At 63.8% G+C, this 22662-nt stretch carries 12 protein-coding genes; 10 read left to right on the top strand and 2 right to left on the bottom strand.

All coding sequences use genetic code 11. From position 1 onward, the window contains the following. Positions 1-1300 (bottom strand): tyrosine-type recombinase/integrase (locus KF903_RS13140; RefSeq protein ID WP_291215646.1); only part of this gene is annotated, 1300 nt, incomplete at its 3' end. Beyond that, positions 1293-1523, bottom strand: coding sequence for a hypothetical protein (locus tag KF903_RS13135; RefSeq protein ID WP_291215643.1), 231 nt, complete (start codon positions 1521-1523; stop codon positions 1293-1295). The genes KF903_RS13140 and KF903_RS13135, both read right to left, overlap by 8 nt. Before the next feature lie 135 nt (positions 1524-1658). Between KF903_RS13135 and KF903_RS13130 the strand changes: the two genes are divergently transcribed. The 10 genes from KF903_RS13130 (at position 1659) to KF903_RS13085 (ending at position 22661) form a co-directional block, all read left to right on the top strand. Next, positions 1659-1883 carry a helix-turn-helix transcriptional regulator gene (locus KF903_RS13130; RefSeq protein ID WP_291215641.1) on the top strand — a complete coding sequence of 75 codons (225 nt, stop codon included), beginning with the start codon at positions 1659-1661 and terminating at the stop codon, positions 1881-1883. Between the two features lie 358 nt (positions 1884-2241). After that, on the top strand, positions 2242-5085 hold the full coding sequence (locus KF903_RS13125; protein WP_291215639.1) for a DEAD/DEAH box helicase: 2844 nt from the start codon (positions 2242-2244) through the stop codon (positions 5083-5085). A gap of 157 nt (positions 5086-5242) precedes the next feature. Then, positions 5243-10060: a hypothetical protein gene (locus KF903_RS13120; protein ID WP_291215636.1), complete on the top strand. Its 4818-nt coding sequence runs from the start codon at positions 5243-5245 to the stop codon at positions 10058-10060. Beyond that, the gene (locus KF903_RS13115; RefSeq protein ID WP_291215634.1) at positions 10057-10791 is read left to right on the top strand and encodes a hypothetical protein; all 735 of its coding nucleotides are present in this window, start codon (positions 10057-10059) and stop codon (positions 10789-10791) included. Before KF903_RS13120 ends, KF903_RS13115 begins: the two co-directional genes overlap by 4 nt. A gap of 27 nt (positions 10792-10818) precedes the next feature. Beyond that, positions 10819-11007 carry a hypothetical protein gene (locus KF903_RS13110; protein WP_291215631.1) on the top strand — a complete coding sequence of 63 codons (189 nt, stop codon included), beginning with the start codon at positions 10819-10821 and terminating at the stop codon, positions 11005-11007. Beyond that, a complete protein-coding gene (locus KF903_RS13105) occupies positions 11004-14093 on the top strand; it encodes a UvrD-helicase domain-containing protein (protein WP_291215627.1) in 3090 nt (1029 codons plus the stop codon). The genes KF903_RS13110 and KF903_RS13105 overlap by 4 nt, the downstream gene beginning before the upstream one ends. Positions 14094-14360: 267 nt before the next feature. Continuing rightward, positions 14361-14627 (top strand): hypothetical protein, encoded by a 267-nt coding sequence (locus KF903_RS13100; RefSeq protein ID WP_291215624.1) that lies wholly within the window; start codon positions 14361-14363, stop codon positions 14625-14627. Positions 14628-14704: 77 nt separating this feature from the next. Then, positions 14705-15040 carry a helix-turn-helix transcriptional regulator gene (locus KF903_RS13095; protein ID WP_291215621.1) on the top strand — a complete coding sequence of 112 codons (336 nt, stop codon included), beginning with the start codon at positions 14705-14707 and terminating at the stop codon, positions 15038-15040. An 18-nt stretch (positions 15041-15058) separates the two neighbouring features. Further along, positions 15059-16321: a HipA domain-containing protein gene (locus KF903_RS13090; RefSeq protein ID WP_291215619.1), complete on the top strand. Its 1263-nt coding sequence runs from the start codon at positions 15059-15061 to the stop codon at positions 16319-16321. Position 16322: 1 nt separating this feature from the next. Then, a complete protein-coding gene (locus tag KF903_RS13085) occupies positions 16323-22661 on the top strand; it encodes a DEAD/DEAH box helicase (protein WP_291215616.1) in 6339 nt (2112 codons plus the stop codon). Position 22662 lies beyond the last annotated feature (1 nt).

The following is a 22662-nucleotide window of genomic DNA, read 5'->3' as shown; positions in this document are numbered from 1 at the left end:
GCACCTCCGCCTGCGTGAGCTCACTCGCCAGCGCCGCGAGCAAGGCGCGCTTCTCCGCTGTCGACAAGGCGGCGATCACACCAGACGTACCGGTTACCGGAGGCGTGCCGTCTGCGCCGCGGCTGGCGGTGAGGAGTCCGACGAACGCCCTTCCGTCATCGCGCGTGAGGTTGGGAATAAAGCGCGAATAGACCCGGAACAGCATCTCGGTGGTGGAATGACCGAGCACCTTCGCCACCCATTCCGGGTTCTCGCCGGAGGCCAGCATCAGGGTGGCCGCCGTATGCCGCATTTGGTACGGCGGCCGCGAGCGCAGACCAAGATTGCGAAGCAACGGATACCAGACACGATTGGTGAAATTGACCGCGTCGACCGGATTGCCGTGCGGAGAATGGAACACCCATTCGCTATCCGGTTTCGCATTCGCCTTCTGCTGCTCGAACGCGGCTCGCACCTGCGGCACCATCGGTATGATCCGTTTCGACTCCTCCGTCTTGGTGTCGCCGTCACCACCACGAGAAACCGTACGTTCGACGCTGATCAGATTGCCGTCGAAGTCGATGTCGCACCACTTCAGTCCATTGGCCTCGCCCGTGCGCAAGCCGGTGAACAGCCGCACGATCAGGTAAGGCCGATAGTCCTTGCGCACCGTGGAAATCAGTCGATCCGCTTCATCCAGCGTGAACGGAAGGATCTCGACGCGTTTCTGCTTGAGTGGCTTGATGCCGCGCGCCGGCGAGTCCAGGTCGTAGCGGTCGCACGCCTCCACGAGGATGGCCTTCAACTGCGCCATCAGCTTGTTGATGCGCTTGGCGGAAAGCGACTGCCCACCGCGACCGCAGCGCTGGGCGATGGCGGCGCGGAACTGAAGCACGTCGGCACGCGAGATCTCGTTCAGCGCCTTGTCGCCGAGCACCGGGAAGAAGATGCGATCCAGCGTGTCGCGCATCGACTGGCAATGCCGCTTGCGCCAGCGCACCCTGGATTCCGCAAACCAGATTTCGGCGAAGTCGCGAAACGTCGGTAGTTCCTTGGTGCTCGCCGATGCTGGCGAGGCTGCATCGGGAGAAGGCGTGGACTTCGATCCCTGCGCTTTGGCGCGGGGACTGGCTGGGAAAAAGTCCGCATAGACGAAGACTCCCTGCCCGATCGCCCGTTGGATTCGGTCGGCCAGCTTCTGCAGCCGCTCGCGGTTGCCCGGCGTATCCGCCAACAGCGTCTGCTCACGACAACGCTCGCCGCGGTAGCGGAAATCGATCAGCAGCAGGCCCGTATCCTTGCGTGCGCGCACACTAGCCATGCGCGACACCTCCGCCCGCCATCGGGATCGCATCGGTCAGCGAACAGCGCTTGATGTCGCGCTCGATGGCTTCCCAAATGAACAGCAACTTCCGACCACCGAAAGGACGGAAGTAGTGGGTGCCCTCCAGCAGGACCGAGTCCTTCAGTCGGTCTCGGATGGTCCGCGTGTCGTAGTGGATGCGCGCGGCAAGCTGGTCTGTCGTGAGGTAGGTTTCGCTCATTTGCATGCTCCTTCGCTATGCTGGCCTGTCGAAAGATCAATTAAACGATCATTCGGTGACAGCTATAGCATGCAAAAGAGCGTTGTCAAGTTCAAACGATAATTTGTGTCATCACTGGATAGTTGGAGTAGGCAGATGCTGCGTTTCAAGCTGTCCGAACGAATCGCCGACAAGCAATTCAAGGAGCGTCGACGCATCACCGCGCTGGAAATCTCCGAGGCCACGGGGATCAACCGGATGACGCTCTCAAAGCTCATGAACAAGCACGGCGCCAACGTCCAGACGGACAACTTGGATCGGCTTTGCACCTACTTCGGTTGCCGGATCGAGGATCTCGTGGAACATGTGGCTGACACTTGATCGGTGTACGCAGGCCAAGAACGCAGCATTGCGAGCCTTGCCTGGTTCCATAGGCCCGAACGCGCCGCGAGCAAGGCATCGAACAAGGGGAATCGGAAGTAATGCGTGGACTGACCATTCCGCTGGAAGATCGGGACCATGCTGCGGCGGAGCATGAAGACGTTTTCCGCCGCCGCTTCGGGAAGGTGCGCCGAGTTCGGGGCACGCAAGCTCCTTGCGTTACTCGGGGTATTGGGGATCGAGTTGGAATTCGTCGAACCGTGCCGTCGGGCTCCCTGGATGATCTCCGACGCGAGCGAGGCGGTTGATCGGTTGCGTGGATGGAAGATTGGAACTCTGAGCAACGAGGAGGGGGGAAATGGAGGCACCGGCGCCCGGCGCGCGCGTCCTGATCCGGGACGAGGAATGGCTGGTCCGCGGCGCGAACCAGTGCGACCTTGGGGGATATGAACTGGAGTGCCTGGGGGTCTCGGAAACGGTCCGCCACCGCGAAGCCCTGTTCCTGACCGAGATCGACGAGGTTCGTGTCCTCGATCCGCGCGATACCGAACTGGTTGGCGACGATTCCCCGGCCTACATCGGCAGCCGTCTGTATCTGGAAGCCCGGCTCCGCCAGACCGTGCCCACCGGCACCGACCTGGCCCTGGGCCATCGCGGCGCCATGGACGCCCTGCCGTTCCAACTGCTCCCAACCCATCAGGCGCTGGAGCAGGTCCGCCCGCGCTTCCTGATCGCCGACTCGGTCGGCCTGGGCAAGACGCTCGAAGCCGGCATCCTGCTGTCGGAGCTAATGCGTCGTGGCAAGGGCCGCCGCATCCTCGTGGTCACCACCAAGAGCATGATGCGGCAGTTCCAGAAGGAGCTGTGGAGCCGCTTCTCCATCCCGCTCACCCGGCTCGACTCGGCCGGCATCCAGCGCATTCGCCGCCAGCTGCCGGCCAACCACAACCCCTTCCTGTACCACGACAAGACCATCATCTCGGTCGATACCCTCAAGAAGGACAGCGAGTACCGGCATTACCTCGAAAACGCCTTCTGGGACATCATCGTCATCGACGAGGCCCACAACGTCTCGTTCAAGGGCAGCAGTGCCGGGCGCAGCAAGCGCGGCAAGCTGGCCAACCTGCTGGCGCAGCGTTCGGACGCATTGATCCTCCTGACGGCAACGCCGCACAACGGCCGCCCCGAGAGCTTCGCCAGCCTGATGCGGATGCTCGATCCCACCGTCCTGCCGCCGCGCAAGACCGACTACACCCGCGACGACATCGCCCACCTGTTCGTGCGCCGCTTCAAGGCCGACGTGCGCGACGAAATCCGCCAGCACTTCCCGGAGCGGCAAGTGTTTCGCTTCAAGGCTTCGCCCAGCGCAGCCGAAGAACGCGCCTTCGCTGCCTTGGCCGATCTCGATCTCGCCATCGACCAGGATCGCCGCGGCGCCGACATGCTGTTCCGCACCACGCTGGAGAAGGCGCTGCTGTCCTCGCCGGCCGCCTGCGCGCAGACCGTGCGCGAGCGCATGAGCCGCCTGGCCAAGCGCGATCCCGGCCACCCCGACTTGCAGGCGTTGCAGGCCTTGCGCGACGCCGTGGAGGCCATTGCGCCCAACGACGTCAGCAAGCTCAACGAACTGGTCCACCGGCTCCAATCGGACTCGACCTGGCGCTGGGACAAGACGGTGGCATCCGACCGTCTGGTCGTGTTCACCGAGCGCATCGAAACGCTGAAGTTCCTGCAAACCCACCTCGCCGCCCGGTTGGGCCTGGCCGACAACGCCGTCGCCATCCTGCATGGCCAGTTGCCCGACACCCAGATCCAGCAGACGGTCGAGGACTTCGGCAAGACCAGCTCCCCAGTCCGCCTGTTGATCGCCTCGGACGTCGCCTCCGAAGGCATCAACCTGCATTTCCAGTCGCACCGGCTGGTGCACTTCGACATCCCGTGGTCGCTGATGGTGTTCCAGCAGCGCAACGGTCGCGTCGATCGCTATGGGCAAACGAAAACCCCGCTGATCGCTTACCTGTTCAACGAGGTCGAGCACCCGCGCCTCAAGGGCGACCTGCGCATCCTCGAAATCCTCACCGAGAAGGACGAGCAGGCCGCGAAGAACATCGGCGATCCATCGATCTTCATGGGCCTCTACGACGAGGCCGAGGAAACCCGGCGCGTCGCCACCGCAATCGAGTCCGACGAATCAGCCGAGTCTTTCGACGCATCCCTGCAAGCCCCCGCAGGCGGTCTGGACTGGCTCGATGCCCTGATGGGCGGCGCAGATGCCCCGCCACCCGTTCAGGCTGCCGCCCATGAGTCGCTGTCGCTGTTCCGCAGCGATTTCGACTACCTGCGCCAGGCCATCGAGCACCTGCACCGCGCCAATGCGCTGCCAACCAGCGCGCAGATCGATGCCGACAGCCGCACGATCGCCATCCAGCCCGGCGAAGACCTGCACCGCTTCCTGTCCGGACAACTGGCATCGGAGATGCGTCCGGACGACCACCGCTACGTGCTCTGCGCCGATCGCACTGCCGTACAGCAGGCCATCGCCCACGCCCGCGATGGCGACACCTGGCCCGACCTGCAACTGCTCTGGCCCCTGCACCCGATCGCGCAATGGATCGATTACCGCCTGCTGGCCCAGATCGGCCGGCAGAAGGCCCCGGTATTGCGTGTGGCGCGGGGCATTGCCGAGGGGGATGCCTTGGTGCTGATTGCCGCAGTCATTCCCAACCGTCGCGGCCAGCCTGTGATCAACGACTGGTTCGCCGTCTGTGTGGGCGCCGATGGCCAGGAGCGCGGCGCGCTCACCATGGAAGAAGTGGTGCAGATAACCGGCCTGGGCCGTGAAGAAGTCCCCAATGCCGGCAAGCCCATCGACGCGCCCGCGCTCAAGCGCCGCCTGATTCCGGCGCTCGACGCCGCCGCCAGACGCATGGCGGATCAACACAAAGTCTTCAGCCAGAACGCCAAGCGGCGCACCGGCGAAGAATTGGCACGGCTCGATGCCCTGCGCCGTGCTCACCTTAGCCAACTGGAGGTCGATTTCCGCGGCGGCGACGATGCCATGGCTCACCTGCGCGAACGCAAGAAGCAGCAGCAGGCGCAAGACACCGAACGCCTGTTCGAGAACTACCGCGAATGGGTCAGCCGTACCCTCGAACTCGATCCCCGCGCCCAGCTCACGGTCGCCGCCGTGCTGATCGCCTGAAGGTGCCGCCATGACCTTTCCGCTGACCGGCATCGACAACGCCAACGACTTCTACAGCCAGCACTACCTCGACGAAGTGCTGGACAACGACCTCAAGGACCTGTTCGCCCAATGGAGCGAGCAGGGCAGCGCCGCGCCGCCCGCCCGCCTGCGCCAGATGGCCGGCGACTACCTCAAGCTGCGCGATCAAGTGCGCAAGTCGCGCACGCTGGAAGACCGCGTGGCCTTGCTGCACGCCATCGCCGAGCGCCTGTTCGGCGTGCTCGGCTTTGACCTGCAACCGCAAACCCTGTCGCTGGAAGACGGCGACCTGCCGGTGCTGGCCTGCTACCGCGGCAGCGATGGCCATCCGGCGCTGGTGATCGCCTTGGCCCCGTTCGCGCCCGACGAGGATGCCGACGACTGGTCGGCTCTCGGCAGTCGCCCGCTGCAAGTCGCCGCTGGCGAGCCGGCCCTGATGCCGGAAGACAGCGACTGGGAAAGCGTCGCCACCAAACTGGTGTTTGCCGACACCCACCCGCCGCGCTGGCTGCTGCTGCTTGGCCACGACGAACTGCTGGTGATCGAGCGCGCCAAGTGGAGCCGCAAGGCCCTGCTGCGCTTTGACCTGCCGGAAATCTTCGGCCTGCGCGACGACAAGCTGTTCCGCGCCACCGCCGCACTGGCCAGCCGCGATTCCATCCTGCCGGCCGAGGGCGGCGCCGCCCTGCTCGATACCCTGGACGGCAACTCCCACAAGCACGCCTACGGCGTTTCCACCGATCTCAAGTACGCCCTGCGCGAGGCGATCGAACTGATCGGCAACGAGGCCATCCGCCACAAGCGCACCGTTGCCAAGGAAAAGGTCTTCGACCGCAACGACCTCGACCTCGCCGCGCAACTGTCGGAAGAATGCCTGGTCTTCATGTACCGGTTGCTGTTCGTGTTCTATCTGGAATCGCGCCCGGAACTCGGCTACGCGCCCATCCAGGCCGCCGCCTACCTCAAGGGCTACAGCCTGGAACACCTGCGCGATCTGGAAAACCTTGCCCTGCAGACGCCGGAAGCCGAAGACGGCAGCTACATCCACGACTCCATCAGGATTCTGTTCGACCTGATCTGGAACGGCTTCCCGCCGGCCGACGCTGCGGGCGATGGCCTGCCGGGCCTGGCCGGCGTACACGGCAACGGCTTCCGCCTCGCGCCGCTGCAAGGCCATCTGTTCGATCCGGCGCGGCTGAAAATTCTCGGCAGCGTGAAGCTGCGCAACCGGGTCATGCAGCAGGTCATCGGCCTGATGTCACTGTCCAGGGGCGGCAGCAAGCGCCGCGCCGGTCGCATCAGCTACGCGCAGTTGGGCATCAACCAGCTCGGCGCGGTGTACGAGGCGCTGCTCTCCTACCGGGGTTTCTTTGCCGAAGAAGACCTGTATGAGGTCAAGCCCGCGAAGGGCACGGCATCAGCCACGGCGGACGACGATGCCGACGCGGATGAAGCGGACGACACCGGCGAGGCCACCACCGAAACCTGTGGCAACCGCGACGAAATCGACCCGCTGGCACCCGCCTGGTTCGTCCCCGCCAGCCGCATCCGTGACTACGCCGACGCGGAGAAATTGTTCGGCGGCGAACCGCGCATCCATCCGCGCGGCAAGTTCATCTACCGCCTGGCCGGGCGCGAGCGCGAAAAATCCGCCAGCTACTACACGCCCGAAGTGCTCACCCGCTGCCTGGTCAAGTACGCGCTCAAGGAACTGCTGAAGGACGTCGCCTGCGCCGACGACATCCTGAAGCTCACCGTCTGCGAGCCGGCCATGGGCAGCGCCGCGTTCTTGAACGAAGCCATCGACCAACTGGCCGAAGCGTACCTGCAACGCAAACAGCAGGAGCTGGGCCAGTCCATCGACCACGACCGCTACACCCACGAAAAGCAGCGCGTGAAGATGTACATCGCCGACACCAACGTGTTCGGCGTGGACTTGAACCCCATCGCCGCGCAGCTGGCCGAAGTCTCGCTGTGGCTCAACGCCATCTTCCAGGGCGCGCACGTGCCGTGGTTCGGCCTGCAACTGTTCAACGGCAACTCGCTGGTCGGTTGCCGCCGCGATGCCTTCAGCACCGCCCAGCTCACGCCGGGTCGTGGTGAAAGCGGCAATGCCGAACTGGACTGGCGCGTCGCCGTGCCGCAGCGCATCGCACTGGGCGGCAGCGAAGGCGCTGCATTCACCAACCACCACATCTGGCACTTCCTGCTGCCCGATCCCGGCATGGCCGGTTGCAGCGACAAGGTGGTCAAGGCGCTCGAACCCGAGCACTTCGAGCGCATGAAGCAATGGCGCAAGACCTTCAACAACCCGCTCACGCGCGATGAAGTCGAGCGCGCCCGTCGCCTGTCGCAGGCGGTGGAAGCCCTCTGGCAACAGCACGCCGCAGAACTCGCCCGCGTGCGTGCGCTCACCAGTGACGAGCTGCACGTCTGGCCTGACGCAGCGCCCAACCATGCGCCCACCAGCACCGCGCAGAAGGACGCGGTCTGGCAGCGCGAAATGCTCAGCGAACAGGTGCGCAACGCCTCGCCCTACCGCCGTTTGAAGCTGGTGATGGATTACTGGTGCGCGCTGTGGTTCTGGCCGGTCACCGAAGCGGCCGAACTGCCCAGCCGCGAGGAATGGTGGAACGATCTGGAGTTCCTGATCCTCGGCAACGCGGTCGATGTGGAAGTGCAGCCGGTCGAAGGCGCGAATGGCGACCTGTTCCAGGCCGAAAAGACCGCCGCCGAACCGCAGGCGCGCCTGAACCTGGACGTGGCCCGCGACCGCTTCGGCCACGTCCACCTCGATCTGCTGCTGCAAACCAACCCGCGCCTGCGCCAAGCGCAGCAGCTCTCCGACACGCTGCACTTTTTCCACTGGGAACTGGCCTTTGCCGATCTGTTCGCCCAGCGCGGCGGCTTTGACCTGATCCTCGGCAATCCGCCGTGGATCAAGGTGGAGTGGAACGAGCAAAGCCTGCTGGGCGATTTCGATGCCCGCTTCGTGGTGCGCAAGCTCAGCGCCAAGCAGACCGCCGACCAGCGCGACGCGGTGTTTGCCGCCTTGCCCGCCGCCCGCGCCGAGTACATCCACGAGTGTGCCGCGCAGGAAGGCACCCAGGCTTTTCTCAACGCGCTGCAAAACTACCCGCTGCTCAAGGGCGTGCAGACCAATCTGTACAAGTGTTTTCTGCCGCTGGCATGGAATCTCACGGCACGCCGAGGGGTTTCGGGCTTTGTGCACCCAGAAGGCCCTTACGACGATCCCAAGGGCGGGGCACTGCGCGAGGCGCTGTATGCGCGGCTGCGCGCACACTTCCAGTTCCAAAACGAAATGACGTTGTTCGAAGGAACCAACGACCACGGGCGCTTGCGCTTCGGACTGCACGTGTACGCTGGGCGGACCGCCGAAATCGGCTTCGATCACCTGTCCAATCTGTACTGGCCGGCGACCATCGATGCCAGCTATGCGCATGACGGCAGTGGAATGGTAGGCGGCATCAAGACTGCCGAAGGCAAGTGGAACACCGCCGGCCACCGTGACCGCATCGTGCGCGTGGACGAGGCGGCGCTGGCGGTGTTCGCCAAGCTGTACGACGAACCCGGCACCCCGCCATGCCGCGCGCGCCTGCCGGCCCTGCACGCGGGCGCGCTGAACCGCGTGCTGCGCAAGCTGGCCGACTACCCGCGCCGCCTCGGCGATCTGGGTGAGGACTACTACGCCACCGAGATGTGGCACGAAACCATGCAGCAGAAAGACGGCACCATCGTCCGCCGCGCCCCCGGCGACAACGCCTTTCCGGCATCCGCGCAGGACTGGGTGCTCTCCGGCCCGCATTTCTTTCTTGCCAACCCGTACAACAAGACCCCGCGCCGCGTCTGCACCGCCAACGGCCACTACGACGTGCTGGATCTGGACACCCTGCCCGACGACTACCTGCCGCGCAGCAACTACCACCCCATGCCCGACCGCAGCGAATACGCCCGCCGCGTGCCGCGCGTGAGCTGGGTGGAACCGGGACAGACCACCGCGAAGCCGGTGACGGATTACTACCGGCTCGTTCACCGTAGACGACTAGCTCAATCAGGTGAGCGCACCCTTGTTCCCGCTCTCATGCCACCCGGAGCGGCAATCGTTAATACCTGCGTATCAACGAACTTTCACGAACAAGAAGATCTAATTGCATCCGTCGCGATGCTGGGCTCCCTAGTTTCCGATTTTTTTGTCAAGAGCACTGGACGAGGTGATCTTTACGGGGAAGGGCTGGCGCAGTTTCCTTCGATTGATATCACTCCTGGCCTTTCTTTCCGTGTGTTGGCTCTCAACTGCCTCACCACCCACTACGCCGCCCTCTGGAACGAAGTCTTCGACCCCGCCTTCACTCGGCAAGGCTGGAGCCAACCCGCCAACCCGCGCCTGCCGCAGGATTTCTTCGCCCGGCTCACCCCGCACTGGCAACGCCACTGCGCCTTGCGCCACGACTATGCCCGCCGCATGGCCCTGGTCGAAATCGACGTGCTGGTGGCGCAGGCCCTGGGCCTGACCCTCGACGAGCTGCTGCTGATCTACCGCGTGCAGTTCCCGGTGATGCAGCAATACGAGCGCTACACCTGGTACGACATCCACGGCCGCATCGCCTTCACCAATTCCAAGGGCCTCGTCGGCGTCGGCCTGCCGCGCACAGCCGCCCGCAACCACGCCGAATGCACCATCGAGTACCCCGACGGCCGCACCGAACGCCGCCGCCTCGGCTGGGAAGACATCCAACCCACCCTCAACCCCGACGGCACCCACACGCCCCACATCCCCGACGACACCCGCATCCGCCGCCCCATCCTCGACGACACCCTCCCCGACGGCCCGCACCCGCGCGTCATCGAATACGTCGCACCGTTTGCCACCGCCAGCCGCGAGGATGACTACCGCCTTGCCTGGGCATTTTTTTCCAACGAGACGGCAGCATGAATGATTATTGGAACGCCGCTGCGCACGTAACCTTGCCGGTCAAGCGGGTGAATGGCCACTGGGAACTGCTCTACGGCGGCGATACCGGCGTTCGTGATGGCACGTACGGCGAACTTCGGGTTGCCGTTTCCAGCATCGAGGACGCGGCCATCCGCGAGCGCCTGACCAAGATCACCACCGTGAAGGCGCTCGACGAAGGTGCGGAGTTGCGCGTTGCCCTGCGGGATCCATCCGGTAAGCTAATCGACGACAAGCAAATCGGCATCGACGTGGCCGATCTGCCTTCCGGCTGTACCCGCTGGGAAGCGATCAAGATTGGACCACAAACCCCCGCAACCAAACCGATGGATTCCAAACGTGGTGGCTTGTGGATCCGTCAGCGCGGTGTCGACCGCACCGACCTGGTGTGCAGCAGCGTGGCAATGCCCGAGGAATTCAAACCCGGCCATGCCACCGCGATCAGCCTCAATCACGCCTGCACGCTGTTGTCCGAGAAGTACGAAACCCAACGCATTTCGCACACGCTCAACGTCTACCAGCACGTTTTTTATTGCGAATCCGGGTCGAGCAAACCGCGCTGGCTTCCCCTCGACGTGCTCCGCAACGGCGTCATCGCCGACATGGAGCACGGGATTCTCGCCGACGCCTGGAAAACGCTTGAGCAGCAACTGGGATTTCGGCCTATGCCGAAACCCGAGGCGAACAGCCGCGGCCGCCGGCGCAATCGTTGAATCAGCACGACGGGGGGGGGGCAGGCAATGACACAAATTTCGTTCGAGCAAAGTCTGGTCGTTGCGGGCACACGCGTCCGCTCGCGCCACGATGCCGGCCTGGTCGGTGAATCCACCGGTCGCACCCGCGACGACGGTGACGGGCTGATGGTGCAGGTCCGCTTTTCCGGGAAGCAAGAAAAGCGAAGGGCGAACCGGGAGGTCCATGACCAATGAAAATTGGGGAGCGAGTCCGCCATAACAGCCGGCCCGAAATTGGAACGGGTGAGATCACGCACTTGTATGGAGATGGTTATTGCGATGCGGTGTTCCCCACGTGTTCATTTTCCTGGGTCGAGTTGTCTGCATTTACTTGGGTTGAAGCTGAGGAGGCAATCCGCGAGATAGAGTGGTTGTTGTATGAAGGCAGATTCGATGCAGCCGAGAAGCTCCATGCGCGGAACGCCAAGCATCTGGCGCGCACGGAATTTGACGCCCGTGTTGCGAAAGCACGCCTCGCCTATGAGGAACGTGTCGCGCGCGAGGAGCGGGAGCGGATCGTGCAAGAGCAGGCGGCACTCCGCGCTCGCGTGGAAGCGTATCTTGAAGACTGGAACTTTAAGGCAGCGGAGGGTTTGTACAATTCCTCCTGCGTCGATTGGTGGCCGATTGCGGAGTTTGAAACGCTTCTTGCGGGAACCATGCGCGCAAAAGACTTCGTAAAGGGATACCCGGGCGCGTCGCTGGCAGATCTGGACGCCCGTTACCACGACGGGCTTGACCGAAGCCTGCCTGCCGATGACTACGCTTTCCTGAAGTTGCCCAAGTTGCAGCTGCGTCTGGCACGGTTGGGCATGCCTCTGGATGAAGAGCAGTTGCTTGCCTGTGCGCACCCCGAGCGGCATCGCTTGATCCGTGCACGCGCCGGATCTGGCAAGACCAGGACCTTGGCGGCACTGGCGGCGTTGACCATTCATGACGAGGCACTCGACCCTGACCAGGTGCTCATCCTGGCTTTCAACAAGAAGGCCGCGAACGAGATTGGCGATCGGGTTCGTGGCGCGGCCGGGATCGATGAGTTTCGCAACGCCAGGACGTTCCACAGCCTTGCTTGGCAGCTAGCCGATCACGCCGGGCGGGAGCTGATCTTCGACGATGGCAACCTGGCACCCTCCCGCCGCAAACAGATCGGCTTCGTGGAGCGAATCATCGAGTCGATCATGAATCCTGTCTTCCGCGAACAGCTCTATGAGTTCTTTCGCCGTGAGCTGGATCAAATGGATCGACTTGGCTCCAATCTGTCGAAGGAAGAGTACGTTGCCTTCCGGCGGTCCATGGTGGACTACACGCTGGGTGGAGAGACGGTCAAGTCCAATGGCGAGAAGTTCATCGCGGACTTCCTGTTCGAGCATGGCATCGCGTACAAGTACGAGAAAGTTTGGTCCTGGGACAAGCAGGATCGCTTGCGGGGCGACCCCTATCGACCCGACTTCTCCATCCTCGATGGCGGCCGCGATGTCATCCTCGAGCATTGGGCGGTCGATCCAAACGACCCTTCCGCACATCTTCCGGACTGGTGGGAGACCAAGACACAGGACTACCTGGACCAGATCAAGGCCAAGCGTGAATTCTGGGCGAAACGTGGCGTTGTTCTGCTGGAAACCCATGCCGGCATGCTTGCCCGTGGCCGTGCGGCGTTCGAGGGTTCGCTGAGGGCACTGCTGGAGCGCGCCAATGTTCGCTGCCGCAAGCTCGAGCATGACGAGCTGGTCCACCGTGTCGCGGAGGCACCGAGAACCGTTTCGAGGATGGCCGGGCTGTTCATGCAGTTCATTTCTCGGGCAAAGAAGCGCGGCTGGGACGTGGATGAAATGGCTGGGATCGTGCGGAATGCCCCAGACTCGGAGCCGCGCAACCGCGCCTTCCATGAATTGGCTGTTCGTGCCTATGCCGCTTACGAGCGGCAACTGGCCGAGCAATCGGCCATGGATTTCGACGATCTGTTGATCTCCGCTGCCGAGTGCGTGAGAAAGGACGGCGGCGCGGCACGTCTGCAACTGGACCGGAAAGACTCCATCGCCATCCGCGACCTCCGCTGGATCATGATCGATGAGTTTCAGGATTTTTCCGAGTTGTACTACCGGGTGATCGACGCGATTCTCGAGGCGAACCCCTTGATTCGCGTAGTTGCGGTAGGCGACGACTGGCAGGCGATCAACGGTTTCGCTGGTGCGCAGCTCACGTTCTTCAACCAGTTTGATGACTACTTTCCCCGTGCGGGTGCAGCGACCATTGCCAAGAATCGCCGTTCCGGCAGGGCCATTGTTGGCGCTGGAAACCAGCTCATGAACGGGCGAGGGGAATCGGCGCTCGCCCATCACGACTTTGACGGCGATATCGACGTCGTGGCGATCGACAAGACCTGGCCTGAGGATGGAACGCCTTATCCTGAAATTGCCACGAGCGTTCGCGAGGATGGCCGTAAGAGCGTCAACTGGGAATTGGCCCGCGCACTAAAGGCGTGTGTCGATTACATCGCGGCATCGGTTTTTACCGACTCGGCAAAAGGGTTGCGTTGGATGCCTTCAGTACTGATTCTTGCTCGTACTGGTCGTGCGTACGGCGAAAGCTTGGATGGGTTCGGTGAATGTCTCGAGCAGGCTCTGCGCCTACATCCCGATTTGCAGGACCTGGCAAACGATTTTGCAGTGATTGGTGGGCGGCGCAAGTCAGTTCCAGACGGCGCTGTGCTGATCGAGGTCATGACGGCCCACAGGGCCAAGGGAAAGGAAGCCGACACAGTCATCGTCCTGGAATGCGTGCAACACCAATTCCCCAAGGTGCATGCCGACAATCAGCTCTTCGGTCCGTTCGGTGTCACGGCAGAGGACGTGCTGGCTGAGGAGCGGCGATTGTTCTACGTCGCAGCCACTCGGGCTGAGCATCGCTTGATGCTTCTCACCAAGACAGGCAAGGAGTCGCTGTATCTTGGAGCCATGAGGGGGCGGCGCCTGGCTGGCAACCGGCCCAAAGGTAATGGTGGACGGTTAGGCGCCGAGGCACAGTCGATCAAGGCGCAACTGGACCGCATCGACCGGGCGTCACTGATCCGGCAGAACGTCTCGCAACAGGCAGTATCCGCTTGGGATCGATTGGCCGCGCAGTCACTGGGCCCACCCGTGGTCGGATATTCCCTCTCCCAGAACCTGCATGCTGAACTGGCTTGGCCGAAGCATGTGCCGCCGCTGGTCATTCTTACTGGGCGGCACAGAGAGCAAGCCGCCCAGTGGCGTCAACAAGGCTGGCAGGTGCATCTGCCTTGACACCCAGCACTCATTGGCGGGATCCGGCATCCGCCGCGTTGCTGGACAGCACCAAGGCCAAGCGCGCGCGTTCCGGCAAGCGCGACGCCTTGGACGTCTGAGCATGGTCGAGCGCACCGTCTTCATCCATCTGCCCGATGAGACCGAAGCCGTTCCGGCCGGACGCCTGACGATGATCGAGCAGGGCTTGCAGGTGCAGGCCTCGACCTGCGCCATCTGCTGGATGCCGCGGCGCGGGTCGAGGAAGGCGAGCCGGTGCCGGCACACATGGAGGTGTTCTTCGCCCGCGGCCCTTCCATGGGCGGCGCACGGCCGAAGGCGGTGGTGACGATCGATGGCGGGGAGTGGATCGCAAAATTCCCAGCCAGGAACGATCCGTTCAACGTGCCCATCGTCGAGCGTGCCACCCTAAAGCCGGCACGCGAGGCAGGCCTGGTCGGTGAATCCACCGGTCGCACCCGCGACGACGGTGACGGGCTGATGGCGCAAATCCGCTTTCCCGGCCAGCAGTCGGAAATGATCTACCACCCATGAGTCTGCGCATTCCTTGCCCTCAACCATGAGGTGCTATATAAGGCTCATAACAAACATTAACTGGCGATATAAAGCCAATGGCAAAGACCAATCTCTTGCGTAGCACGCCCCCGCTCGAGGTTGAATCGGCCTTGCAGCGGCTGGGTGCGAACCTGAAATCCGCCCGCCTGCGCCGCAATCTCACCGTGGCTCAGGTGGCGGAGAAGATCGGCACCGGCCCACGCGCGGTGGCCGATGCGGAGAGGGGTAAGCCTGCTACCGCGATTGCCACGTACGCGGCGTTGCTGTGGGCCTATGGCTTGTTGCAACAGGCCGACCAGTTGGCCGCACCGGGTACGGACGAGGTGGGCCTGGCCCTGGCTGAAGGCCGCGAACGTGCGCGGCCAAAGCGCCGGCTCGACAATGATTTCTAAAGGACGGGCAGCGCAGCCATGAGCGAGTGCTTCGTCTACATCACCCTACCCGGACAGGTACAAGCCGTCACCGCAGGTCGCTTCGCGCTGGAGGTTGGGCGCAATGGCGTGCCGGTGGGGCGCTTCGTCTATGGCCGCCGCTACCTGCAACGCGACGATGCGGTGGAGTTCGATCCGGTGGAGCTGCGCCTGGGCGAGCGCGAATATCAGACCACGCACCACAAGGGCGTGTTCGGCGTGTTGCGCGATGCCGGGCCGGATTACTGGGGGCGGTTGGTGATCGAACGTCACGCGGGCAGGGCGCCGGCGGACGAGCTCGGTTATCTACTGGAGTCGGCCGATGATCGTGCCGGTGCCTTGGGCTTCGGCCTCAACGTCGAGCCACCGGCTCCGCGTCGTGAATACAACCAGACGCTGGAGCTGGCGAAGCTGCAGGAGACTGCCGAAGCCTTGCTCGATGCGGGCGAGCGGGTGGCCGATGTGACCACCACGCAGATCGCAGAGTTGCTGCGTGCCGGCACCTCCATGGGTGGCGCCCGCCCGAAAGTGGTGGTCGAAGACGACGGGGCGCTGTGGCTGGCCAAGTTCAACCTCAAGGATGATCGCTGGAACATGGCGCGGGTGGAACACGCCATGCTGCGCCTGGCCGCCCGGTGTGGTCTGGAGGTGGCGCAAAGCAAGGTGGTGTCTGTTGCCGGGCGTGATGTGCTGCTGGTGCGCCGCTTCGACCGCGACAAGGCGGATGGTGGTTACCTGCGTCATCGCATGGTCAGCGCCCTGAGCCTGCTGCGCGCCGACGAGGGCTACCACGACCGTCCGCGCTGGTCGTATCTGCTATTGGTCGAGGAGGTGCGGCGCACTTGCCTGCAGGCGGAAAAGGATGCGCAGGAACTGTTCCGGCGGATGTGCTTCAACGCACTGATCTCCAACAACGACGACCATCCGCGCAACCACGCCTTGCTGGCACGGGATCGTCACTGGGGTTTGTCGCCGGTCTATGACCTGACGCCCAACCCACAGGTGAGTATCGAGCGCCGCGACCTGGCGCTGACGGTCGGGGACTTCGGCCGGGCCGCCACGGCGGAAAACCTGCTCTCTCAATCGGCGCGCTTTGGCCTGCGCCACGATGATGCGGCGGAGGTTGTCGAGGCGATGCGGGCGACGGTGCAATCGCAATGGTTCGCCATCGCGCGTGCGGCCGGGGTGAGCGATGGCGATTGCGCCAGGATTGCCGGGGCGTTTGCCTATCCGGGATTCCAGTCGGCAGGGGAGCGTAAATGACATGCAGCCATTGATCGTCGCCGAACAGGTACGCCAGGGCGTCGCGGATTTCCTGGCCACGACCTTCCCGGCGACCACGCCCGGATTCGAAACGGTGATGGCGGATTTCCTCGCCACGCCGGGCAAGCTGGCGCAGGGGCCGTATGTCAGTATCGGCCTGCCGTTCCGCAAGTACGCGGGCAAGCCGGTGTTCGACTGGCTGGATAAGGGTTTCGTCCCGCATGCGCATCAGGCACGCGCTTTCGAGCGGCTGGTGGGTGACGAAGCGAAGTCAACGCTGATCGCGACAGGCACCGGATCGGGCAAGACCGAGTGTTTCCTCTACCCGGTGCTGGAGCACTGCCGACAGCAGCGGGCCGCAGGCAAACGTGGCATCAAGGCGATCCTGATCTACCCGATGAACGCGCTGGCTACCGACCAGGCCAGCCGACTGGCCAGGGAGATTCTGACGCGCCCGGCATTCGCAGGCATCAGTGCCGGGCTGTACGTGGGCGACGAACCGGGCGAGAAGAGCACCACGGTGCGCCAGTTGGACGATGGCCGCTATACCGTGATCACCGAGCGCGATCGCCTGCGCGAAGAACCGCCGGACATCTTGTTGACCAACTACAAGATGCTCGATTTTCTGCTGATTCGCGCTCGCGACTCGGTGCTGTGGCGGCACAACACACCCGATACGCTCCGCTTCCTCGTTGTGGACGAGCTGCACACGTTCGACGGCGCGCAGGGTACCGACCTTGCGTGCCTGATCCGCCGGCTCAAGGCCCGCTTGCGCACGCCGCCAGGCGTGCTGGCCTGCGTGGGGACTTCGGCCACGCTTGGCACGGAAGGACAGGAGCGCCTGCTCGCCTTTGCCGGTGACGTGTTCGGCGAGATCTTCGACGACCACGCCGTGATTGGCGAGGATCGTGAGTCGGTGGCCGAGTATCTGGCCAACGATGCGGTCGAGTTCATGCGCATGCCCACCGCCGCCGACTACCCACGTCTGGCGCAGGGCAAGCGCGACGCGAGCGAATACATCGCGGAGCAGTACGGGCTCTGGTTCGAAGCCGATGGCGAGGTGGATCCGCAGGACGTGCAGTTCCAGGTGCGCCTTGGTGCGCGGTTGAAGCAGCACGTTGCCTTCCAGAACCTGTTGCGCGATCTGCACCGCCTTGGCGGCAAGGCGGTGGCACTGGCCGACCTGGAAGACGCCATCTCGGCCCGGCTGCGTGACCGCGCGGCGGCACCGGGAGACTTTCCGCGGCGCTGGCTGCTCAGCTTGCTGGCCCTCGTCTCGCATGCGGCGGAATCCCGCGACGACAGCGGCCATCGCCGGCCGTTTCTCTCGGTGCGCGTGGAGTTGTGGCTGCGCGAGCTGCGGCGCATGGTCGCCAGCGTGTCCGATCGGCCGCAGTTGGTGCATTCGGACGACCTGCCTGGTAATGATGCCGGCGTCCATCTGCCGCTGATCCACTGCCGTGACTGTCACGTCATGGGCTGGGGCGCGGTGGTCAGCCCCACGGAAAGGAATCGCCTCAAGGCGGACTTGCAGGGTTTCTATCGCGCCTTCTTCGGGCTGGATCTCGGTACGCGTTTCCTGTTTCCCGCCATGGGCGAGTCGCCCATCGATCCGAAGAAATTGGAGCGCAAGCAGGCCTGCAGTGAATGCGGCACGCTCAATCCGCGCGAGGCGCAGGACTGCAATCACTGCGGATCGAAAGCACTGCTGGCGATCGACTTGGCCGCCAATCAGCGCCAAGGTCGGCGCAACGGCGCGCCCTTCACCAAGTCCCACCACGACTGCCCGTATTGCGATGGCGAACGGACCCTGACCATCGTCGGTGCGCAGGCGGCCAGCCTGGCCAGCGTGAGCGTGGGGCAGTTGTTCGGCAGTTCCTACAACGGCGACAAGAAGCTGATCGCCTTCTCGGACTCCGTGCAGGATGCGGCGCACCGTGCCGGCTTCTTCGAAGCGCGTACCTGGCGGATGAATCTGCGGCCGGCGATGGCGCAGGTGATTCACGCAGCGGTGGCCAGCGGCGCGCCGCTGACGTTGGCCACGCTGCCGGAAGCATTCGAGCGGGAATGGCGGGCCAAGCTGGGGGAAAAGGACTACATCAAGATGTTCCTGCCGCCGTCCATCGCCTGGCTACGCGATTACGACAAGTTGTTGCATGACGACGTGCTACCCGAAGGGAATTACCTGCAGCAACTGGTTCGCCGCGGTCTGACCTGGGCGATGCTGGGCGAGTTTGCCCAGGACGCCCACGTGGGGCGCACCTTGCCGCGTACGCGTACGGCCGCAGCGGCGATCGACGCACACGTGCTCGCAAAGGCAGCGTCGACCGCGGCAGCCGTGTTGCGCGAAAAGGTCGATGCGCTGCGTTCGGTGACCGATGGCGAGGCAGCGGTGTTTCTTCAGGGGTTGCTGGCCCGCATGCGGCGCGTGGGGGCATTGTGGGACGAATTCCTGCAGGCCTACGCGCGTCACGGCTGCAATATCTTCGTCTACCGGGCGAACAACCCGGCCGAGTACGCGATGTTGAATACGCCGCGCCGGCCCCGGTTCCTTTCGCTGTTGCCCTACAACGACTGCGATCCGGTGACTGGTGGCGACGCCGGGTTCTATCGCGACTGGGCGTTCAAGGCACTCCAAGGTCTCGCCGCCCAGGCTCTGCTCGACGATTCGGTCCTGGCCGACATCTACCGGATCTCACTGCAGGCGCTGGAAGATGTCGGCGTCACCGAGTCCCTGGAGGCCGAGCGCCCAGGCACGCTGGTGTGGGGGCTGCGGCCACAGTCGCTGCACCTGTTGGATGCGGCGGCGGAGTGGCGCTGCGATCACTGCCGCAACGCGGTCATGGATCACCTCGATGCCGCGCTGGATGGCACGCCGTGTCGGCGCCTGGCTTGTCGAGGGCAGTACCGTCTGCAGACCGACGAAGTTCCGCAGTTTTATCGCGAGCTTTACCTGTCGGCCGACGTGCAGCGGATACGAGCGCGCGAGCACACCGGCCTGCTGGATCGTGCCACTCGCGAACAAGTCGAAGCCGACTTCAAGAGCGGCAAGGTCAACGTGCTGTCGGCCACCCCGACGCTGGAAATGGGCATCGACATCGGGGACCTGTCGGCGGTGCTGATGTGCTCGGTTCCGCCGGCGCAAGCCAACTACCTGCAGCGGGCGGGCCGTGCGGGGCGCAAGACTGGCAATGCGTTCACGGGAACAGTGGCTGCGGGTCGCCCGCACGATCTGTACTTCTGGGCCAGCCCACGCGAGATGCTGGCCGGACACGTGGATTCGCCTGGCGTGTTCCTCAACGCTTCCGCCGTGCTCGAGCGCCAACTGGCAGCGTTCTCGCTGGACAACTGGGTGCGCGAGCGTGGCGAAGGCGCGAAGATTCCGGCCCGACTCGGTGACGCGCTCTCCGCAGTCCGCAACCAGACCCAGTCGAAGTTCCCGCATCCGTGGCTGGATTACCTGCAACAGAATCGGGCAACGCTCATCGATGGCTTCATCGAGCTGTTCCGGCAGGGGAGCACACCGCTTACGAACGACAGCGAAGACTATCTGCGACGGTTCATTGATGGTGGCTCCGCGCAAACCGGATCCCTGCCATGGAAGGTGCTCAATCGCGCCTTTGCTGTTATTCGCGATGTTGACGATCTGAAGCGTCGACGGACCCGGATCGAGGCCGAGATCACCCGCATCGAGGGGCTCGACGCGCGCGGGGAGTCGGATGAAGAGGAGTTGCGGGAGCTCAGGGTGGAAAAGGCTGCCCTCACCCGGTTGTTGGCCGACATCGAGTCGCGTGACACGCTCCAGTTCCTGACCGACGAAGGTTTGTTGCCCAACTATGCGTTCCCCGAGCAGGGCGTCTTGCTGCACTCGGTGATCATCCGCGATGACAAGAAGCTCGCCGCGTCGGCCGAGCAACGGGTATTGACGTTCGAGTACGAACGCCCTGGCGCCAGCGCGATCACGGAGCTCGCTCCGGAAAACGTGTTCTATGCGGAGGGGCGCAAGGTCACCATCGAACAGGTCGACGTTGCGCGGGACAAGCCACAGAAGTGGCGCTTCTGTCGCAGTTGCTCGTTCAGCGCGCCCGAGACGGCAGCCGAACCCTTGGCCGCTTGCCCACGGTGCGCTGACCCCATGTGGAGCGATGCCGGGCGGGTGCAGACCATGTTGCGCCTCAGCAAGGTGTACGCCCGTACCTACGACAGCAACAGCCGGATTGGCGACGACGCCGATGACCGTGATCGCAAGTTCTACGTCCACCAGGCATTGCTGGACGTGCCGCCAGGAGCCGTGCGGCAGGCTTGGGCAGTGGAAGACGACAACCTTCCCTTCGCATTCGAATTTCTGGAGCGAGTGCAGTTCCGCGAGGTGAACTTCGGTCAACAGACGGGCGAAGGCGAACCGATCCAGATCGCCGGCAACGACATGCGCAAGCCGGGGTTCCGGATCTGTGCCGAATGCGGGACGTTGCAGCGCAATCGGCGCCGCGAAGACGCTTGGAAGAACCACGCGCTGTATTGTTCAAAGCGCAAGGATGAGTCGCACGCCGTCCAGGAGTGCGTGTTCCTTTACCGCGAGTTCGACAGTGAGGGGATTCGGCTGTTCCTTCCGGAGACGCGCTTCGGCGGCTCCGATGAGAGCGTCCACTCCTTCATTGCGGCATTGCAGATGGGGCTGGAACGACGATTCCGGGGATCGGTTGATCATCTGCGCATCGCCCGCGACATCCGTCTGGCCCAGGGCGAAGAATCCCCACGCCAGTACCTGGTGATCTATGACAGCGTCCCCGGCGGTACGGGCTATCTGAAGGAGTTGATGCGTGACCCCGCGCCACTTTTCGAGGTGTTACGGCTTGCACTCGTGGAACTGCAAGGGTGCCACTGTGCGGCGGATGAAACCCGGGACGGTTGCTACCGTTGCCTCTATGGCTATCACAACAGCTCCGAGCGCAAGCATGTATCGCGACGTGCTGCGGTGGGCTTGCTCCAGGAGATCCTTGGGCACCAAGCAGAGCTGAAGGCTGTCGCCACGATTGGCGAGGCGGTTGCGAAGAACAGTCTGTTCGACAGTGAGTTGGAGCGCCGCTTCATCGAAGCGCTGCGCCGCAAGCCCGCCGACGGCTCGGCGCGCTTCGAGGTGCGTGACGAGATCGTTCGGGGAAAGCCGGGATACTCCCTGCAGGCCGGTGAACGCGTGTGGACGGTGGAACCCCAGGTTGAACTGGGACCGGATCGGGGCGTCGTCATCCCATGCAAACCGGATTTCGTGCTGTGGCCGCAGAATGTCGACGGCATCGTGCCGATTGCGGTGTTCCTTGATGGCTGGCGATTCCACAAGGACCGAATTGGAGACGACATCGCCAAGCGGATGGCGGTGGCCAGGAGCGGCAAGTTCAGCGTGTGGTCGATGACCGCTGACGATATCGCCACCGTGCTCGAACCGGGAAGCGAAGTACCGGAGACGCTCTGGGCCCAGGCGTTGCCACCCTCTGGTGCCGGCCGGGACTCCGGACCGACGTATGCCTTGTTCAACACCGAAGGGCTTAGGTCGTTTCATGCACTGACGGCTTTCGAGCAACTACATGCGCGTATCTCTGGGCGCCTGGCCACCACCGATGACGCAATGATTCGACTCGCAGCGGTCCTGACGTTGCGCCTTGGCGCCCAGCAGCTGATTGCAACGGAGTTCCAGCAGTTGCGAAACTCCCGTGCGGCGCTCGCGCTCCAGGCCATTGAGACGTTCTCCTGGATGGACGGAGCCGATCTGGGGCGGCGTTGGACATCGGAGCCGGGACAGATCGACATCGGGGTCCAGATGCGACGGAGCGATCTGCAGCCGTTTGCGGGTAAGCCGGCTGCGCGCGAAATACAGCCACTGGTGGTGCTGCGCTGGGCAGACATGCCCACCGTCGATGATGCACAACGCCGACGTTTCTGGCAGCAGTGGTGGCATGCGGCCAACCTGCTGCTGCCACTCGCCAGCACCTGGATGTCCGCCGACTCCGGAGCGGTCCTCGGCGCGCTCGATGCAGCGCCGGCCTACCGAAGGCTCGACCAGATGGCTCCCGAATGGGAAGCAGCCATGGCCGACGTGCTGCCAGAAGCCGAGAGTTTGTTGCAGCTCGCCTTGGAGGCCGGGGCCAGCTGTCCGATCGTTGGGTACGAACTGTTGGACGACGCCGACAGGGTGGTCGCACAAGCGGAGCTTGCCTGGCCGGATCGCAGGGTGGCGGTTCTGACCGATGGCATCGGTCGTGATGTTTTCGAGGCCGCCGGATGGCGGGTGCTGGTGATGGGCCAGGTCGCGGATTCGGGTGACCTTATCGGCATGCTGAAATAAG

This window comes from Dokdonella sp. (assembly GCF_019634845.1).
Lineage (GTDB): Bacteria > Pseudomonadota > Gammaproteobacteria > Xanthomonadales > Rhodanobacteraceae > Dokdonella_A.
The sequence above is the reverse complement of the archived record's forward strand: the minus strand, read 5'-3'. Positions and strand labels throughout refer to the sequence as shown.

What these genes read in the sequence shown, in the direction of transcription:
- KF903_RS13125 (WP_291215639.1), top strand. Translation starts at nt 2,242, where the DNA reads ATGGAGGCACCGGCGCCCGGCGCGCGCGTCCTGATCCGGGACGAGGAA.
- KF903_RS13115 (WP_291215634.1), top strand. Translation starts at nt 10,057, where the DNA reads ATGAATGATTATTGGAACGCCGCTGCGCACGTAACCTTGCCGGTCAAG.
- KF903_RS13105 (WP_291215627.1), top strand. Translation starts at nt 11,004, where the DNA reads ATGAAAATTGGGGAGCGAGTCCGCCATAACAGCCGGCCCGAAATTGGA.
- KF903_RS13130 (WP_291215641.1), top strand. Translation starts at nt 1,659, where the DNA reads ATGCTGCGTTTCAAGCTGTCCGAACGAATCGCCGACAAGCAATTCAAG.
- KF903_RS13085 (WP_291215616.1), top strand. Translation starts at nt 16,323, where the DNA reads ATGCAGCCATTGATCGTCGCCGAACAGGTACGCCAGGGCGTCGCGGAT.
- KF903_RS13090 (WP_291215619.1), top strand. Translation starts at nt 15,059, where the DNA reads ATGAGCGAGTGCTTCGTCTACATCACCCTACCCGGACAGGTACAAGCC.
- KF903_RS13110 (WP_291215631.1), top strand. Translation starts at nt 10,819, where the DNA reads ATGACACAAATTTCGTTCGAGCAAAGTCTGGTCGTTGCGGGCACACGC.
- KF903_RS13095 (WP_291215621.1), top strand. Translation starts at nt 14,705, where the DNA reads ATGGCAAAGACCAATCTCTTGCGTAGCACGCCCCCGCTCGAGGTTGAA.
- KF903_RS13120 (WP_291215636.1), top strand. Translation starts at nt 5,243, where the DNA reads ATGGCCGGCGACTACCTCAAGCTGCGCGATCAAGTGCGCAAGTCGCGC.
- KF903_RS13100 (WP_291215624.1), top strand. Translation starts at nt 14,361, where the DNA reads ATGGAGGTGTTCTTCGCCCGCGGCCCTTCCATGGGCGGCGCACGGCCG.
- KF903_RS13135 (WP_291215643.1), bottom strand. Translation starts at nt 1,523, where the DNA reads ATGAGCGAAACCTACCTCACGACAGACCAGCTTGCCGCGCGCATCCAC.